The sequence below is a fragment of the Kitasatospora sp. NPDC127111 genome (assembly GCF_042677465.1).
Taxonomy (GTDB): domain Bacteria; phylum Actinomycetota; class Actinomycetes; order Streptomycetales; family Streptomycetaceae; genus Kitasatospora.
On record NZ_JBHXTG010000119.1, the window covers coordinates 1 to 17,160 of the forward strand.

Here is a 17,160-nt window from a genome sequence, read left to right on the forward strand (position 1 = left end):
CAGCAGCCGCCGCAACCGGAGCCCCCTACCTGACGGGGCGTCGGGTCGCGTCACGCCCGCACCCCACCGCCCCCGTTCCGCAACGCCCCCTCGATCGCGTCCACGCAGTCCTGGTCGAGCATCGTTGTCATATCCATGTCTCCGATGGTGCCGAAGCCCGCGTCGTACACGGCCACGCTGACGCAGTACCCGCTGTCCAGCACGAAGGTGTGGAAGCCCCACTCGTCACCGGTGCCGGTGCTGCCGTCGGGGCGCTGCACCCGGACCGGCCGGCCGTCCGGACCGAAGCCGAACTCGGTGAAGCTGAACTGCATGCCCTGCCCGATCGCCTTGCTGTACGCCTCCTTGAGCGTCCACAGCCGCACCAGGGCCGGGTTGCGCTCCTCCTCGGGCTGGGCGGCCAGCGTCACCAGCTCGTACGGGGTGCACACGTGGCGGCCCAGGCCGCGCTGGTACATCGGGCGGTCGGCGCGCTCCGCGTCCACCCCGATCAGGCCGCGGGTGGTGATGCCCACCAGCAGCAGGTCGTCGGTGTGGCTGAGGCTGATGTCCACCTGGTCGCAGCCGCGCAGGTACGGCCGTCCGGTCGGCCCGTACGCCAGCTCCAGGGCGTTCGGGTCGCCGTTCAGGACCGCGCCCGCCGCGAGCTTGAGCAGCACCCTGGACGCCGCGTAGCGGTGCCGCACCTCGGGGTGGGCGAGGTCCAGGTAGCGCGACCAGTCCCGGCCGAGCAGCGCGCGCAGTTCGTCGCCGGTCGGCAGATCGGGCTCCAGGTCGGCGAGGTCGGCGTGGACCACGGCGGTGCCGTACGCGGCCAGGTCGGCGCGCACCGCGTCCCAGACCTCGCCGCGCGCGACCACCCGCATGGGCCGGCCGACGGGCGGTCCGAGCGTGGAGTCTCCGGGGTCGGTCATGCCTGTCGCTCCAGAACTGAGTGGATCTCCGCGAGGCTGCGCGCCTCCAGGACGGCGTGGACGGGGAGCCGGCGGCCGGTCTCCGCCTCCAGCAGCGTGACCAGCCGCAGCAGGTTCATCGAGTCCCAGCCCGGCAGGTCGGCGAGGTCGCGGTCGGCGTCCCCGCTGCCGACCGCGAGGTCCAGCTCCTCGCGGACCAGGCGCAGGAACGCCTCCAGGCCGTCGGGTTCACGCATGGGCCGCCCCCTCCACTCGCAGGTCGAGGCGGATGTGACCGGGAGCGTGCGGACGCTCCGTCAGGTCGTGGCGGTAGTACACCTGGTCCCCTTCGCGGGCGATCTCGGTAAAGCCGAGCGCGGGGTAGAAGTCCCGCGCCCGTAGGTTCCTGGCGGTCGGCCGGTACCGGGCGTCCACGGCCCGCAGCCCGGTGGCGGCGGCGTGGGCCAGCAGGGCGGCGAGGCAGGCCTGCTCGATGCCCCGGGTGAGCACCCGGCAGCTGAGCCAGACGTTCTCCAGCAGCAGCCGGTCCTCGGTGCGGCGGCCGAGCAGCGCGCCGACCAGCCCGTTGGGGCCGAACCGGTCGGCCGACTGGACGGCCAGCAGCAGCCGCTCGGGGTCGGCCGCGAGCAGAGCCGGCTCGGCGGGCTGGAGCCGCAGCCCGGTGAGATTGAACTGGTTGGTGCGCTGGGTGAGTTGGGCCAGCCGCGGGTACTCGTGCGGGCGCGGCGGGGCGATCTCCACGGTGACCCCCAGCTCGGCCAGGAACTCCGCGAGCGAGCCGCTGCCCTCGCGCAGCCGGCGGCGCTCCCCCTCCGTCCGGTACTGCGCGGTGCGGTCGCGGTCCTCCTCGGTGAGCCGGGGCACGTCGAACCAGCCGTCCGCGAGCAGCCGCACCGGGTGCAGCGCCGGCTCGTCGTCGAGCGGCAGCACCGCGACGCCCGGCGCGCCGTGCCGCACCCGGGCCCGCTCGGCCGGTGAGTCGTCGGCGAAGACCAGGGCGTCCGGGGCGAGGCCGAGCCGGTCGGCGATGTCGAGCAGATGGGCCGCCTTGTCCGACCAGTCGGCGTTCACCCGGACGAAGTCCGGCTCGCGGAGCACCAGATCGGGGTGCTCGCGGAGCGTCCGCAGCACCTGCGCCCGGTCGTTCTTGCTGCTCACCGCGAGCAGCACGCCCTGGGAGGCGAGCTGGCGGACGTGGCGCTGGAAGCCGCCGAAGGCCTCGCCGCGCAGGGTGCCGGCGGCCGCGACGCCGTCGGGGCCGTCCTCCGCCAGCACGCCGTCCCACAGGGTGTGGTCAAGGTCCAGCACCAGGCACTTGCGGGTCCGCCCCCGCAGGGCGCGGGCCAGGTGGCCGATCTCCCGGGCGTAGGCGGCGAGCAGCGGCGCGGACAGCCGCGCCTTGGCGTAGGCGGCGAGCCTGGGGTCGTGCGCCGGCGGGCCGTCCGCGACGAGCGGGTCCAGGTCGATCACGACCAGCGACGGGTGCTCCTCGGCCAGCCGCAGCAGCCCGGCGTTGAACTCGCGCCAGACGGCGCCGAGCCGGGCCCGGGAGCGGTGGTCGACCAGCTGGTGGGAGTGGGTGCGCAGCAGGGGCACGGTGTTGAGCACCAGGGTGCCGGCCGAGATCCGCCGGTACTCGGCGACCAGCCCGGCGAGCCGGCCGAGCACCCGGTCGGCCGCGGCGGCGACGTCCTCGGGCTGCCACGGGGTGAGGACCTCGGCGAAGACCGTCTCGGCGTCGAGCAGGCACAGGGCGAGGTCCGGTGCGGCGGGGTGGACCGGTCCGGCCGGGTCGGTCAGGTCGCGCAGGTAGCCGCCGAAGTCGCCGAGGACCGGTCGCAGCAGCAGGCCGTGCCGGGCGAGTTCGGCGGTCAGCGGGTCGACGAGCTCGGCGACCGTGGACTGGCCGGTGATCGCGACGGTCAGGACGGGGGTGTCCGGGTGGTGGCGCAGGACGGCCTCCGGGCCGGCGCCCGCGAGCAGCCGGCCGGCCCGGTACAGGTCGGCGGTGCGGCGGGCCGGGTCGGCGTCGTCGAGCAGGCCGGCGAGCAGGCCGGGCACCTCGTGGTACGCGGCGGCCAGTCCGCCGTCGGCCCGCAGGGCGCGGAGCCGGTCGAGTGGTGGGGTCATGGCGCGCCTCAGACCTTCTCCAGCGCGAACCCGGTCTTGATCCACTTGCTGGACTCGACCGTCACCCCGACCGCGCGCTGCCCGGCTCCGAGCTGCGGCAGCAGTCGTTCGAGCTGCAGGAACGGCAGGGCGTTGCCGGTGTTGCCGGTGTCGCTGACGCAGCTGACCTCGTGGGCGGAGGGGACCGCCAGGTGCTCGACGATGCGCGCGGTCATCCGCTCGGAGAGCTGCGGCGGCAGCAGGTGGTCGACGTCGGAGGTGCTCCAGCCGACCCGGTCGAGCAGCTCCCAGAAGATCTCCACGGCCATCACCGGGACGCGCTCCTCGATGGCCTTGTAGTCCTCGGCGAGCATCGGCCGCTCCGAGTGCCGGTCGCTGACGCCGTACCAGTCGACCGTCTGGCCGGCCGGACGGCCCAGTCCGGCGAAGCTGTTGAGCACCCCGCGGACCGCGACCCGCTCGCCGAGGGGCTCGGCGGTCAGCACCGCGGCGCCCGCGCCGTCGCCGAACAGCACGTAGTTGACCAGCTCCTCGGTGGGCATCCGGGCCGGGTCGCGGCGGACGTCCAGGTGGCGCGCGGTCACGTCGCCGCCGAGGACGAGGCCGGCGCCGGCGCCGCCCGCCAGCAGGCTCCGGCCGAGGTCGAGGGCCTGCACGGCGCCGGAGCAGCCGGCCTGGAGCTGGAAGACCGGCAGGTGGTCGAGGCCGAGCCGGTCGGCGACCTGGGTCGCGGTGGTCGGCAGCAGGGTGTCTGGGGTGGCGGTGGAGAGCACCACGAACTCGATGTCGGCGGGCTCCAGCCCGGCCGACTCCAGGGCCCGGGCCCCGGCCTCGGCGCACAGGTCGACGAGGGTCCGCCGGACCTCACCGGTCTCCAGGTCCCAGGCGAAGTGTCTGGCCCTGGTGCCGACGAAGATGTCGATCCACTCCTCGCTCACGCCGAGCAGCCGGCCCAGGGTGGCGTTGTCCACCGGCTCGCCGGGCAGGGCGGTGCCGACCGCGGCGAGGTGGGCCGTCGCGGCGTCGTCGATTCGGGTCATGGTGCGCTCCTTCTCCCCTCGTCCGGGCTATGCCGCCTTGGCGGTGACCAGCTCGCCGTAGAGCTCCGCGAGCGAGGCGATCGACCTGAGGGCGGGCAGTAGTTGGTGGATCGAGACCTCGCCGGCCTGCGGCAGCCGGGCCTCGACGGCGTCCTTGAGCTGCATGATCATCACGGAGTCGAAGCCCAGGTCCTCGTAGAACCGGGCCGCGGGGACGACCAGCTCCGGCGCGTAGCCGCCGACCTCCAGGACGGCCTCGATCACGACCGCGACCACCGGGTCCGCCGCCGGGGAGACCGGCGCGGGCGCCGTCCGCGCCGCGGCCGGACGCACCGGCTCCGGGCGCACCGGCTCCGGGCGCACGGGGGTCGTCCGCACCGGCTCCGGGCGGTGGGCCGGGGCGCAGCCCCAGTAGCGGTTCCCGGTGGCGAAGACGTACGGCCGCAGCCGCTCCGGCGCCGGCGGGTCGGGCGGGTAGAGCGCGCTCCACCGCGGGTCGAGCCCGGCCCGGTAGAGCGCGGCCACCACCTCGGCCAGGTCCCGGCCGGTGGCCTCGGGGCCCGGCGACGGGTGCAGGAACTCCACGCCGACCGCCCGGCCGGAACGGCCCGCGAGCGGGAGCAGGTGCGGACGCGGCCCGATCTCCACCAGGTGGGTGGGCGCCACCTCGTCGAGCAGCGCGCCGAGCGCGTCGTCGAACAGCACCGGCTCGGCCAGTTGGCCCGCCCAGTAGTCGGCGTCCATCGGGCGGTCGCCGAGCAGCCCGCCGTACCGGGTGGAGGCGATCGGCAGCCGGGGCACGCCCGGGCGGACCGCCGCGGCCGCCGCCCGGAAGGCCGCGACGGCGGGGGCCATCCGCGGGGAGTGGAACGCGTGCGAGACCTCCATCCGGGAGGTGCGGACGCCGTGCCCGGCCAGCGTCCGCTCGGCGCGGTCCAGTTCGGCGACCGGGCCGGAGAGCACCGCGTCGGCGGGGCCGTTGACCGCCGCGACCGTCAGCTCCGGCTGTTCGGCGAGCAGCCCGGCCAGGTCGGCGGGCGCGGCCCGGACCGCCAGCATGCCGCCGCCGGCCGGCAGCTGCTGCATCAGGGAGGCGCGGGTGGCGACCAGTTCGGCGGCCCGGCCGAGGTCGAGCACGCCGGCGAGCACCGCCGCCGCGAACTCGCCGACGCTGTGGCCGATCACGGTCGCCGGCCGCACGCCCAGCTCGCCGAGGGTGGCGGCCAGCGCGTAGCCGACCGCGAACAGCGCCGGCTGGGCGGGGCCGGTCTCCCGGACGGCCTCGTCGCCGCGCAGCACGAGGTCCCGGATCGAGCCTCCGACGTGCGGGGCCAGCGCCGCGTCCGCCTCGGCCAGGTGGCGCCGGTAGACGGCGGACTCCCGGTGCAGCCCGGCCGTCATGGCCGGGAACTGGCTGCCCTGGCCGGTGAACAGGAAGGCCACCACGGGCTTGGTCCACGGCCGCTGGGCGTACCCGCCGGTGCCGTCCTCCGCGGCCCGGCGCAACCGGCCGGCCAGCTCCTCGGTGTCCCGGGCGGTGACGGCGTACCGGTACGGCAGCCCGGTCTTCACCCGGTTGCTGCTCCGGCACAGCGCGGTCACGCCGCCGCGCGGGCGCCGGGCGATCGCCTCGGCCTGGGCGGCGAGGTTGCGGCCGAGCCCCTCCGGGCTGTCGGCGGTCACCGTGAACACGCCGACCCCGCCGCTCTGCCGCGTCCCGGCGCGGCCGGCGGTGCGGGGTGCGGCGGCGAGGACGGCGTGCGCGTTGGTGCCGCCCATGCCGAAGCTGCTGACCCCGGCCACCACCGGGCCGGGCGGCAGCCGCAGCGGGGACTTCAGCAGTCGCAGCCCGCGCTCGGCGAGCCGCAGCTGGGGGTTCTCGCGGTCGGCGAAGCGACTGGCCGGGACGATCCGGTGGTGCAGCGCCAGCACCGTCTTGATCAGCCCGGCGATCCCGGCGGCGCCCTCGGTGTGACCGAGGTTGCCCTTCACCGAGCCGATCGCGCAGGGCCGTTCGCGCTCCACCCCGTGCACCGCGCCCAGCGCCGCGCACTCGATCGCGTCGCCCAGCGCCGTGCCGGTGCCGTGCGCCTCCAGGAAGGTGATCTGCTCCGGCGTCACCCCGGCCCGCCGGTAGGCGGCCTGGAGCACCTTCTGCTGCGACCACCGGTTGGGCGCGGTGACACCGTTGCTGCGCCCGTCCTGGTTGACGGCGGTGCCCTTGATGACGGCGTAGATCCGCTGGCCGTCGGCCACCGCGTCGGCCAGCCGACGCAGCACCACCAGGCCCACGCCGTCGCTGCGGCCGATGCCGTCGGCGTCGGCGCTGAACGGCTTGCAGCGGCCGTCGGGCGAGGCCAGCCCGAGCTGGCTGTAGACCAGCCCGAGCGCCGGGGTGAGCAGCAGGTTCACGCCTCCGGCGAGCGCGGTGTCGCACTCGCCGGACAACAGGGCGTTGCCGGCCAGGTGGACGGCGACCAGCGAGGAGGAGCAGGCGGTGTCCACCGCGAGGCTCGGCCCGGTCAGGTTGAGGTGGTACGAGATGCGGTTGGCGGCCATGCCCGCGCTGCTGCCGGTGCCGAGCTGCGGGCTGATCCGCTCGGGGTCGGCCATCCGCAGCCGGCCCCACTCGCCGCCCATCACCCCGACGAACACCCCGGTGTCGGTGCCGGCCAGCTCGACCGGCGAGCGGCCGGAGTCCTCCAGGGCCCGCCAGGCGCACTGCAGCAGGAGCCGCTGTTGCGGGTCCATGGCGGCGGCCTCGCGCGGGGCCAGCGCGAAGAAGTCGTTGTCGAAGCAGTCGGCGTCGGCGAGGAAGCCGCCGCGCAGCAGCGCCGTCCGGTGCGCGTCGCGCACGGCGCCGGGCAGGTCGTCGGCGGTCCAGCGGGCCTCCGGCACCTCGCCGACGGCCTCCCCGCCGCGCATCAGCAGGTCCCAGTAGGCGTCCGGTCCCACGGCGGAGGGGAAGGCGCAGTCCAGCCCGACGACGGCGATGTCCCGCTCGTGTCCGGGTGGCAGGCCGGGCTGCGCGTGCCGGTCCGGCCGGTCGGGCGGGGCCTGCCGGTCGGGCCGGTCGAGCCGGTCCGCCGGGGCGTGTCCGACCATCAGAACCGTCCGCGCAGCGCGTCCGGCTGCTCGACCAGGTGGGCGGTCAGGCTCTCCAGGGTCGGGTGGTCCCAGATCAGGGTCGGCTCGACCTCCAGGCCGAACTCGTCCTCCAGGTCGCCGCAGAGGCTGAGCGCGCACACCGAGTCCAGGCCGTACTCGGCGAGCGGGACGGTGGGGTCGATGCTCTCGGCCGGCCGCTTGAGGTAGAGGGAGATCCGGTCGAGCAGCCAGCCGTGCGGGACCAGGCCCGGCCGCGCGGCGTCCCGGCTGGTGGAAGTGGTCATCGCTGAACTCCTTGCATGATGGGGGCTCCCGGCCGCGGGCGGCCCGGGCGCCGTCGGTCAGCCGGGAACGGGGGTGTTGTAGAGGTCGAAGCTGCGCCGGTCGGCGAAGCGCAGTTGCAGCTCGTGCCGGACCCTCGTCCCGCACTCGGGCGGCAACTCCCCCACCGGGGTGCCGAGTTGTCTGGCGATCCGGTGCAACGCCAGGGCCGCCCAGCTCGGGTCGGCCAGGAACGGGTCCCGCCCGTCCCGGCCGTGCCGCCACACGCCCGCGACCGAGGCCGCCGCGAGCAGCAGCGCGTACCGGTCCACCAGGGGGAAGCTGACCGCGCCGCGCGGCCCGGCCCGGTCCGCGTCGGACAGCGCCAGCACCCGCTGCCGCAGGTCCCGCAACTCGCCGACCAGTCGGCCGGCCAGGCTGCGCAGCGCCCGCTCGGCCGGCGAACCCCCGGGAGCGCCGTCCGCGACCGCCACCAGCTCGGCGCTGAGGCCGTCCCGGCCGCAGGCCAGGCTGAGCCGGGTGCGGTCGAGCGGCGGGACCTCGGTGCCGAGCCGGAAGAGCTCCGCCGGCGGCTCCGGCTCGGCGAACCACGACCCGCGGGCCAGCCACGGCAGCTGCGGGATGACGGTCGCCTGGCAGGCCACCGTCCCGGCGTGGCCGAGGCTCAGCACCGGGACGTCGCGGACGTGCTTCTGGAAGATGCCGAGGTTGCCGTCCCGGGTGTAGATCCCGGCTCCGAGCACGACCGACAGGTCGTACATGGTCTTGATGAGCACCTTGGGCAGCAGGTACTTGAGCGAGGCGGAGTAGACGCTGGTCTGCTCCGGCAGCAGGTGCAGCGCCCGGGTGGCGACCACCGCGAGCGAGTCGTACAGCAGCAGGTTCACGAACGCGTTGACGAGCGCCTGGTCGATCCTGGCCGGGTCGGTCCAGGAGCCGTACGAGCCGCCGAGGCGGCGGTCCAGGTCGAACTGGACGGCGGTGCGCAGGCTGGTGTCCACCGCGGCGAGGGCCAGCGAGGCGATCACGGTGCGGCTGATCTGGAAGGAGCGCAGCGCCGTCCCGACCCCGCTGCCGACCGCTCCGAGCAGGGCGGACTCCGGCGCCGGGCAGTCGTCGAAGGCGATCCCGGTCCACAGGCAGCCGCGCAGTCCGACGGCGTGGTGCCGGGGCAGCACGGTGGCCCGCCCGGCGGGCAGCTGCCGGGGGTCGAGCAGCAGCACCGAGTGGCTGCGGCTGCCCGGCTCGGGATCGGTGCGGCAGAACAGGACGAGCGCCTCGGCCCGGCTCAGGTTGTTGATCATCGGCTTGGAGCCGGTGAGCACGAAGCCGTCGCCCTCCCGGCGCGCGGCCACCTGGCTGCGCACGTAGTCGTTGCTGTGCGCCGTCTCGTGCTGCGCGATCGCGGCCCGCGCGCCCCGGAGCAGGAGGCCCGCCATCCACTCCTGCTGGGCGGGGGTGCCGGTGATCCAGACGTCGGAGGCGGCCATGAAGGTGTGCATGCCGTAGCCCATGCCGAGCCCGACGTCCCGGCGGAACAGCGGCCGCATCACCCGGACCAGGGTCTCGATCGAGTCCAGCCGCCCGCCGAGGTGCCGCGGCACGTACTCGGCGCTGACGCCGAGCCCGTCCAGCAGCTCCTCGGCGGCCGCGAACGGGACGGCCGCGCGGTCGGCCGGGAGCAGCCGGTGGTAGCCGTACGGGTTGCCCTCGTCGGTCGGGTCGCCGAGCGCGGTCTCGATCTCCGCGACCCGGGCGGGAGCCGCGGCGGGCGAGAGCAGCGCGGTCATCGTCGCAGCCCCCCGCCGGCCGGTTCGGGCCCCCGGAGACCGTCGCGGACGAAGGCGTCGTCCACCCGGCCGTCGTCCACCCGGCCGTCACCGAGCAGGCCGTCACCGAGCAGGTCCTCGCGGCCGCGCACCAGGGCGCGCATGACCGGGTCGAGCACCTCGTAGTCGCCGCGCAGCTCGCCGTCCAGGAAGAGCCGCCGCATCAGGGTGCGCTGCACCTTGCCGCTGGTGGTGCGGCGGACGGTGCCGGGCGGGACGAGCAGCACGTTGCCGGCCGGGACGTTGAAGTCGCGCCCGAGCAGCGCCTGGATCCGCTGGGCGAGCAGGCGCAGCCCGCCGGCGTCGGTGTCCGCGCCGAGGCCCTTGACCTCCTGGACCACGACCAGCTGCTCCCGGCCGGCCTGCGCCGCGAAGGCCGCGCCGAGGCCGAACCCCGGGTGGAGGCCGCGCACGGCCCACTCGACGTCCTGCGGGTAGACGTTGCGGCCGTTGAGGATGACGACCTCCTTCAGCCGCCCGGTGACGTACAGCTCGCCGTCCTCCAGCACGCCCAGGTCGCCGGTGCGCAGGAAGCCGGTCTCGCCGTCGCTCAGGGTGGCCCGGAAGGTCTCGGCGGTCTCGGTGTGGCGCTGCCAGTAGCCCCGGGCGACGCTGTCGCCGCGCAGCCAGATCTCCCCGACCGCGCCGGGGGGCAGTTCGCGGTGGGCGACCGGGTCGACGATCCGCAGGTCGAAGCCCCGCACCCGGCCGCAGCCGACGAGGGTGCGGAAGGGCTGCTCGATCCGGTCGGGGTCGGCCGGGGTGAAGCGGTCGCGCTCCAGTTCGGTGGCGTCGACGGCCGTCGCGGCGTACGCGGTCCCGGGGACGCCGCCGGAGACGATCAGGGTGGCCTCGGCGAGCCCGTAGCACGGGTACACGGCCTCCGGGCGCAGTCCGGCGGCGGCGAAGCGTTCGGCGAAGGCCTTCAGGGTGGTCTGGCGGACGGGCTCGGCGCCGTTGAGCGCCAGCCGCCACCGGGAGAGGTCCAGCTCGGCGAGCTGCTGGTCCGTCACCCGGCGGACGCACAGGTCGTAGCAGAAGTTGGGGCCGCCGCCGACGGTCACGCCGTGGTCCTGGATCGCCCGGAGCCAGCGGTGGGGCCGTTTGACGAACGCGGTGGGCGTCATCTGCACCGAGCAGCTGCCGAGCCAGATCGGGTGCAGCAGGTGCGCGATCAGACCCATGTCGTGGTAGTGCGGCAGCCAGCCGCCGAAGCGGTCCTCGGCGGTGGTCCCGAACGCCTCCTGCAGGGCCCGCTGGTTGGCCAGCAGGTTGCGGTGGGAGACCATCACGCCGCGCGGGTCGGAGACCGAGCCGGAGGTGTACTGGAGGAAGACGAGGTCCTCCGGGTCGGCGGGGGCGGGCTCCAGCCAGTTCTCGGGGTCGCCGAGGCCCGGGGTGTCGGTCGCCAGGCAGACCGCGCCGGCGCCGTGCGAGTCCGCCAGGCAGAGGGCGACCTCGGGGGCGCTGGCGGTGTCGGTGAGCACCAGCCGGGTGCCGACGTCGCGGAGCACCGCCGCGGTCCGGTTCAGCCGCTTGCTGTCGCCCTCGGAGCCGGGCAGCGGGACGGGGACCGCCACCGCGCCGGCGTAGAGGCAGCCGACGAAGGCCTTCAGGAACTCGGTCGTCGACGGGTAGAGCAGCAGCACGGGCTGGCCCTCGGCGCGGTGCGCCTGGAGGACGGCCGCGATCCGGCGGGCCTCCCGGTCGAGCTCGGCGTAGCTGAGCGTCTCGGCGACCAGCCCGCCGGGGGTGTCCCGAAGGAAGATGTGGGCCGGCGCGTCGGCGAGTTCGGCGGCCCGCGCCCGCACGAGCTCGGTGAAGGTGACGAAGCGTGACAATGACATCCCCTCGGATCATCTCCGGCACTGCGGGCCCCGCACACCGGGCCCTTCGTACCGTCCGATGATCGCGCCGGGCGCTAAAGCCCCGCTTAGGGCCCCTTTTAGAAGGCGTCGGAGGCTCTGGGGACGCTGGGGACGCTGGGGGCGCTGAAGGGATCGAGGGCGCGGGAGGTGCGGGAGGTGCGGGAGGGCGTCGACGTGGCGGGCGTCGCAGGTGCGTCCGGCCCGCTGCGTCCGGCCCGCCCGCTCGCGGTGGTCGCGGGGCCGTGGCGGTCAGCAGCGGGGGCAGCCGGTCTCGCAGGGGGCGGCGGCGGCCGTCGGCGCGGACAACGCGCACGGCAGTTCCATGGTCAGCCGGGTCGGACCCCCGGGCGGGCTGCTCAGCGCGAGCGTGCCGTCGAACGCCGCGAGGCGGCACTGGATGCCCCGCAGCCCGCTGCCGAGCAGGGGGTCGGCGCCGCCGTGGCCGTCGTCGGCCACCTCGGCGCGCAGCAGCCCGGCGGTGTGGGAGAAGGCGACGGTGGCGTGCCGGGCGCCGCTGTGCTTCGCGGCGTTGGCGAGCGCCTCGCTGACGGCGAAGTAGACGGCGGCCTCGACCGGGGACGGCGCCCGGCCGGGCACGTCGGCCCGCACCTCGACCTCCAGCGGGACGTCCAGGACGAGGTTGCGCACCGCGTCGACCAGTCCGCGCTCGGCGAGGACCGGGGGGTGGATGCCGCGGACCAGGTCGCGCAGCTCCTGGAGGGCCCGGGTGACGTTCTCCTGGGTCTCCGTCACCAGCTTCTTCGCGGCCTGCGGGTCCCGGTCGATGAGCGCCCCGACCGCACCGAGGCGCAGGCCCACGGCGACCAGCCGGGCCTGGGCGCCGTCGTGCAGGTCGCGTTCGATCCGGCGCAGCTCGGGGGCCTGCGCCTCGACGGCGTCCGGCCGGATCCCGGCGGGCTGCCGGGCCCGGTGGGCGGGCCCCGCCCGCTCGGCGGGCCCGAGCAGGGCCCGCGTCCAGTGGCCGTGCAGGCGCAGCATCCGCTCCGCCGCGCCCAGGCCGGCGACGGCCAGGGCGAGGCCGAGGAGGGCGGCGTCGGTGCCGTCCAGCGGGAGGAGGGCGTAGCCGGGGGTGGTGTGCAGGGCCGGCTGGACGAGGCCGAACAGGCCGTAGCCGAAGAGGAAGGGCGGAACGGCGGCGGTCGCGCCGCCGATCAGCGGGTTCAGCAGCACCCACAGGTAGTCCCGCCAGGTCGCCGGGTCGGTCCACAGCCAGCCGATGGTGCGGGTGGTTCCGGCGAACCGGCCGGGCCCGTGGGGGTCGTGGCCGGTCCGCAGCCGGCCGTACGGGGTGCGCTCGGGCTCCGGGCGCGGCAGGTACGGCGACGGCACGGGCACCCCGGACCACTTCCCGGCGAGGCGCCGGGCGAGACCGGCCGCGGCCCTGGTGAGTCCGGTCACCGCCGGGAACAGCGGGAGGAATCCGAGGCAGAACCAGAGCCCGAAGCCGACCAGGGTCGTGGCGAGCAGTCCGAGCGTGAACGGGACCAGGGCGGCGAGCACGGTGAGCCGCCCGAGGGCCGTCGCGTGCCCCCGTGCCCGGGCCACGGCGGGCACGCCCGTCGGCCGCTCGGCCACTGGGGACTGCATGCTGCTCACGGCACCTCCAGCGGTCGGTCCGGTACCGTCGGTTCGACACCCGTCTACCGCGGTCACGCTCCGAACCTTCGTCATTCGACAGTAGGGCGCGCGGGCGGAGGGCAGGATCCACTCGCGCCCCTGTTAGGGGTCGGGCGGGGCCGGACCCCTAACGGCGCGGCCCCGGGTCAGGGGTGGCCGCCGGAGGGTCAGGGGTGGCCGCCGGAGGGTCAGGGGTTCCCCACCGCGCCGCCGGCGCGCGGCGTCCGGTCGCGCGCCTTCCGGGGCCCGTGCGGCGGGAGCCGGCACCGGGAGCCGTATCCCGGGGGCGCATTCCGAACGCTTTTCCGGTCCGATAACCTACCCGCGCCCGCCGACTTGTGTGCAGAATCGTTTCAGTGCGACTTTCATTTGACAGTGGAAATCGAACGCACGGCCTGGAAATCGGTGGGGATAGGCCCCACTACGCCTGGGGCATAGCGGGGTGGCAGGGCAGGGCTGGCGGACCGTAGGTTTTCAAGCCCCGGCCCACACCGGCACACGCAGACAGGCAGGCGAAAGGACGACAAATGTCCGTGGTGATTGACGTGCGGAACCTCCGCAAAACGTACGGTGACCTGGTGGCGGTCGACGATGTGTCCTTCACCGTCGAGGAGGGCGAGATCTTCGGGATCCTCGGGCCCCGCGGGGCGGGCAAGACCACGATCGTCGAATGCGTCGAGGGGCTGCGGGACCGGGACGGCGGCCGGATCGGCGTGCTCGGCCGCGATCCCCGGCCGGCGCGGTCCGGGATCACGCGGCAGATCGACGCCCGGCTGCAGGACGGCCGGGCACCCGACCGGATGCAGGTCGCGGAGGCGCTGTCGCTCTACAGCTCCTTCTACCGCGACCCCGCCGACTGGCGGCGGCTCATGGACGCGGTCGGGCTCACCGCCGGGCCCGGGGGCGACGGGCCGTCCGGCCGGACGGACGAGCAGCTCGCCGCCGTGCTGGCGCAGGTCGGCAACCCCCAGGTGGCGGTGTTCGACGAGCTGACCACCGGGCTGGACCGGCAGGCCCGGGAGGACACCTGGGAGCTGATCGAAGCCGTCCGCGCCAGTGGCGTCACCATCCTGCTCGTCACCGAGTTCTGGGAGGAGGCCGAGCGGCTCTGCGACCGGGTCGCCCTGATGGACAAGGGCCGTCTCACCGTCACGGACACGCCGGCCAGGCTGCTCGAACGCGTCCGCAGCGGGCAGCGGATCCAGTTCCGCCCCTCCGCGCCGTTCGACCACGACCTCCTGGCGGGGCTGCCCGACGTCAGCGGCGTGAACCGGCAGGGCGACCACGTCGTGGTGACCGGCAACGACAACGCGCTGGGCGAGGTCACCTCCCTGCTGGCGCACCACCGGGTGCTGGCCGGGAACCTGCGCGTCGACCAGGCCGCCCTGGACGCCTTCCTCGCGCTGATCAGCAAGCGCTCCGCCACCTGATGACGCGCCCTGTTCAGGATTCGGGATTCACGATCCGGGCCCGCCGGTTCAGCTCCTGGGCGAAATCCTCCCAGATCTGCGAGTTCTGACGGGAAAGCTGAATGATCAGTTCGATGCAGTGCGAGGGCACGGACGCACAGATGTCCGTCATCTCCTTGGCGCCCAGCACGTTCTCCTTGAACATCCGCAGCAGCCGCCGGCCGAGTTCGCTCTGGCGCAGGGACGGATCGCGCATGAGCTTCTCGAGGGTGACGGTCGACGGGGGCCCCACGACGGCCGGGACCGGGGCCGGCACGGGATCCCGCCGGGACTCCGCGGCACCGCCGGTGTTCCGCTGACAGGGGACGGGCCCCTCACCGCGCTCCAGCCGCCGGCGCACGTCCAGCGCCGTCGCCGGCGAGACGCCGGCCGACCTGGCCACCTGGCGCAGCGAGGCCTCGGGGTTCTCCCGGATCAGCTCCGCCACCCGCAGCCGCCCCGTCGCGCCGTTCAGCGGACGGACCTTGCCGTCCCGCCCGACGCGGAAGTTCGACGGGGGCACGGCGTCGGACGAGCGGCGCAGCTCCGCGACGGCCCTGGCACCCAGGCCGGTCGACTTCGCGACGGCCCGGTCCGACATGGTGGGGTGCGACTTGAGGATCCGCAGCGCGGCCGCGGTGCGGTCGGCCTGCGACAGCGGGAGACCGTGCTCGACGTTCGCCTCGACCGCCTTGAGAAACGCCTCCTCACGGCTGCCGTCGAAGAACCTGACGTCGATCGCCTTCCGCCCCTTGAGGGAGGCCGCCATCAGACGGTGGATCCCGTCGATCACCCGCATCGTCCGCCGGTCGACCAGGATCGGCGGCAGCGGACTCTCGATCGCCGCGAGCCGCAGGACGTGGACCTTGTCCTCACCCTCCAGCCGCGGCGAGTCCCCGGGCAGGATCTCCATGATCGGAACCGAGACGGTCTCCGGCTCGTCGTCCCAGCGGTCGTCGATTCCGAGCGGTATTACGCTGTGGGCTAGCAGGCCCATACTGCACCCCCATGACAACTCCGGCGAGTCATTTGCAGCAGTGGAGCAGAAATCTGGTCAATGGCCTTTCAGGCTTTTTCGAATTGACGTGAATCACACGCTAGCAGCCGCATCCGCACCCCGGAACCCGCCGCCCGGGGACTTAGGGGTCCCCACCCCGGAGTTAAGGGCCCCCTGCTCCGGGGCGTGCTCAACCGGGCCGGCACACCGGTTGAACGGCGACGACGCGGCGGAGCTCCGGCCCGGATGACCCTGAGTCACCCCGGCCGGAGCTCCGCCGCGTTCGCACCCTCCGCCGCCTCGGCGGCCCGTCGCGCCGCCGGGCTACGCCACCTCGGCGGCCGGCTCCTCGGCCGGCGCCTGCGGCACCGCCGGGACGCTGAGGCCGGGAACGGTGAGGTCCGGAACCGTCTTCACCGACTCAAGAGCCGACTCGATCGCCTCGGCCAGGGAGGGCGAGACCTCGTCGTCGAAGTCGATCCTCGTGACCGCGACCTCCGCGTCGGTGGGAAGGGCGTCGGTCGAGAACACCGCGCCGGCGAAACCCTCCTGCAGGACCGCCGACTCCTCGTCGGTGATCTCCCGACTGAGGACCAGGGAGAACTTGTGCCCCACGTACGTCACCTCTCAATGTCGCCGCGTATTTCGGAAATGCAACCGGGATCATCGGGACAACGCAACAGGCAGCCACGTTCCCTCGCCACCAATAGATACCAGCCGGGCCGCCGCCCGGTCGCCGTTCAACTGTCCCGTTCCCACAGTTGAGCGGACGAACGCGGGGGCCGCATTCGCTATGTTCGGATTTCGATTCGACGATCCGGTGTGACTACCTTCTGGAGTGGCATGTCTCGGCCTTCGCCCGGAGATGAACTGTGGTGCCGACGCTTTCACCCTGCCGAAAACCCGTCCGCGCGACTGGTGTGCCTCCCGCACGCGGGCGGTTCGGCGTCCTTCTACCTGCCGGTCTCGGCGGCGCTGAGCCCCGATGTGGACGTCCTCGCCATCCAGTACCCCGGCCGGCAGGACCGTCGGATGGAGCAGCCCATCGACGACCTGGCGGTCCTCGTCGACCGCATCCACGAGGTGCTCCGGCGTCAGCCGGAACTCCCGCTCACCTTCCTCGGCCACAGCATGGGCGCCGTGATCGGCTTCGAGCTGACCCGCCGTCTCGAGGCCGAAGGGCACGGCCCGGTGCGGTTGTTCGCCTCCGGGCGCCGCGCGCCGTCGACGTTCCGGCAGGAGAACACCTTCCGCAGTGACGACGCGATCCTGGCCGAGGTGCGCCGGCTGAGCGGCACCGCCTCGGCCCTGCTCGGGGACGACGAGATGATGCGGGCCGCGCTGCCCGCGCTCCGGGCCGACTACAAGGCGGTCGAGGCGTACCGCTGCGCGCCCGGGGTCACCGTGGACTGCCCGATCACCGTGCTGACCGGCGACAGCGACCCCAAGACCACCCTCGACGAGGCGAAGGCCTGGGCCGACCACACGACGGAGCCGCTCGACCTCCGGGTGTTCACCGGTGGGCACTTCTTCATCAGCGAGCGGAGCAAGGACGTCATGAAGGTCCTCGTCGAGCACTTCCAGCAGGAGCGCACCCCGACCGCCGGCTGACGGTCCCGAGCCAGGGAGGCGCCGGCGCCGCCTCCCGCCCCCCGACGGCCCCGCCCCCGCCCAGCACGTCCGGGCGGGGGCCGGCTGGGGGTACTCCTCGCTGCGGGTCCTCGACCTGCCGCCCGGCGGCCACCACTCCTTCGCCACCGGGGACAGCGAGTGGATCGTGCTGCCGCTCTCCGGCGGCTGCACGGTGCTCACCGACGGCGGCGACGTCTTCGAACTGACCGGCCGGGAGGACGTGTTCAGCGGCGTCACCGACTTCGCCTACGTGCCGAGGGACGCGCATGTGCAG

The 17,160-nt window shown here is 74.5% G+C and carries 13 protein-coding genes and 1 pseudogene; 3 read left to right on the forward strand and 11 right to left on the reverse strand.

Going from position 1 to position 17,160, the window contains the following annotated elements; genetic code table 11:
* Positions 1-50: 50 nt before the first annotated feature.
* The 9 genes from ACFVHB_RS38245 to ACFVHB_RS38285 form a co-directional block, all read right to left on the reverse strand.
* Complete coding sequence (locus ACFVHB_RS38245; RefSeq protein ID WP_380332093.1) at positions 51-914, reverse strand: 4'-phosphopantetheinyl transferase family protein; 864 nt, start codon at positions 912-914, stop codon at positions 51-53.
* Complete coding sequence (locus tag ACFVHB_RS38250) at positions 911-1,150, reverse strand: acyl carrier protein (protein WP_380332096.1); 240 nt, start codon at positions 1,148-1,150, stop codon at positions 911-913. The genes ACFVHB_RS38245 and ACFVHB_RS38250 overlap by 4 nt, the downstream gene beginning before the upstream one ends.
* Positions 1,143-3,044 (reverse strand): HAD-IIIC family phosphatase, encoded by a 1,902-nt coding sequence (locus tag ACFVHB_RS38255; protein ID WP_380332099.1) that lies wholly within the window; start codon positions 3,042-3,044, stop codon positions 1,143-1,145. The genes ACFVHB_RS38250 and ACFVHB_RS38255 overlap by 8 nt, the downstream gene beginning before the upstream one ends.
* Positions 3,045-3,052: 8 nt before the next feature.
* A complete protein-coding gene (locus ACFVHB_RS38260; RefSeq protein ID WP_380332101.1) occupies positions 3,053-4,084 on the reverse strand; it encodes a 3-oxoacyl-ACP synthase III family protein in 1,032 nt (343 codons plus the stop codon).
* Between the two features lie 27 nt (positions 4,085-4,111).
* The gene (locus tag ACFVHB_RS38265; RefSeq protein WP_380332104.1) at positions 4,112-7,189 is read right to left on the reverse strand and encodes a type I polyketide synthase; all 3,078 of its coding nucleotides are present in this window, start codon (positions 7,187-7,189) and stop codon (positions 4,112-4,114) included.
* Entirely contained in the window at positions 7,189-7,476 is a 288-nt protein-coding gene (locus ACFVHB_RS38270) for an acyl carrier protein (RefSeq protein WP_380332107.1), read from the reverse strand. The genes ACFVHB_RS38265 and ACFVHB_RS38270 overlap by 1 nt, the downstream gene beginning before the upstream one ends.
* A gap of 57 nt (positions 7,477-7,533) precedes the next feature.
* Positions 7,534-9,264: an acyl-CoA dehydrogenase gene (locus ACFVHB_RS38275; RefSeq protein WP_380332110.1), complete on the reverse strand. Its 1,731-nt coding sequence runs from the start codon at positions 9,262-9,264 to the stop codon at positions 7,534-7,536.
* A complete protein-coding gene (locus ACFVHB_RS38280; RefSeq protein ID WP_380332113.1) occupies positions 9,261-11,150 on the reverse strand; it encodes a fatty acyl-AMP ligase in 1,890 nt (629 codons plus the stop codon). Before ACFVHB_RS38280 ends, ACFVHB_RS38275 begins: the two co-directional genes overlap by 4 nt.
* 270 nt (positions 11,151-11,420) lie before the next feature.
* Positions 11,421-12,779 carry a histidine kinase gene (locus ACFVHB_RS38285; protein WP_380332128.1) on the reverse strand — a complete coding sequence of 453 codons (1,359 nt, stop codon included), beginning with the start codon at positions 12,777-12,779 and terminating at the stop codon, positions 11,421-11,423.
* 557 nt (positions 12,780-13,336) lie between these two features.
* On the opposite strand from ACFVHB_RS38285, the gene ACFVHB_RS38290 reads away from it, so the two are divergent.
* Entirely contained in the window at positions 13,337-14,239 is a 903-nt protein-coding gene (locus ACFVHB_RS38290; RefSeq protein ID WP_380332116.1) for an ABC transporter ATP-binding protein, read from the forward strand.
* A gap of 13 nt (positions 14,240-14,252) precedes the next feature.
* Here ACFVHB_RS38290 and ACFVHB_RS38295 read toward each other — a convergent pair whose 3' ends face one another.
* Together ACFVHB_RS38295 and ACFVHB_RS38300 are read right to left on the reverse strand one after the other, a co-directional pair.
* Complete coding sequence (locus tag ACFVHB_RS38295) at positions 14,253-15,254, reverse strand: transcriptional regulator (protein WP_380332119.1); 1,002 nt, start codon at positions 15,252-15,254, stop codon at positions 14,253-14,255.
* Positions 15,255-15,578: 324 nt separating this feature from the next.
* Entirely contained in the window at positions 15,579-15,869 is a 291-nt protein-coding gene (locus ACFVHB_RS38300; RefSeq protein WP_380332122.1) for a hypothetical protein, read from the reverse strand.
* A gap of 228 nt (positions 15,870-16,097) precedes the next feature.
* Here ACFVHB_RS38300 and ACFVHB_RS38305 point away from each other — a divergent pair, with 228 nt between their 5' ends.
* Both ACFVHB_RS38305 and ACFVHB_RS38310 read left to right on the forward strand, forming a co-directional pair.
* Positions 16,098-16,865 carry a thioesterase II family protein gene (locus tag ACFVHB_RS38305; protein ID WP_380332125.1) on the forward strand — a complete coding sequence of 256 codons (768 nt, stop codon included), beginning with the start codon at positions 16,098-16,100 and terminating at the stop codon, positions 16,863-16,865.
* A 76-nt stretch (positions 16,866-16,941) separates the two neighbouring features.
* Positions 16,942-17,160 (forward strand): annotated as a pseudogene (locus tag ACFVHB_RS38310) (5-deoxy-glucuronate isomerase); the annotation flags it as partial.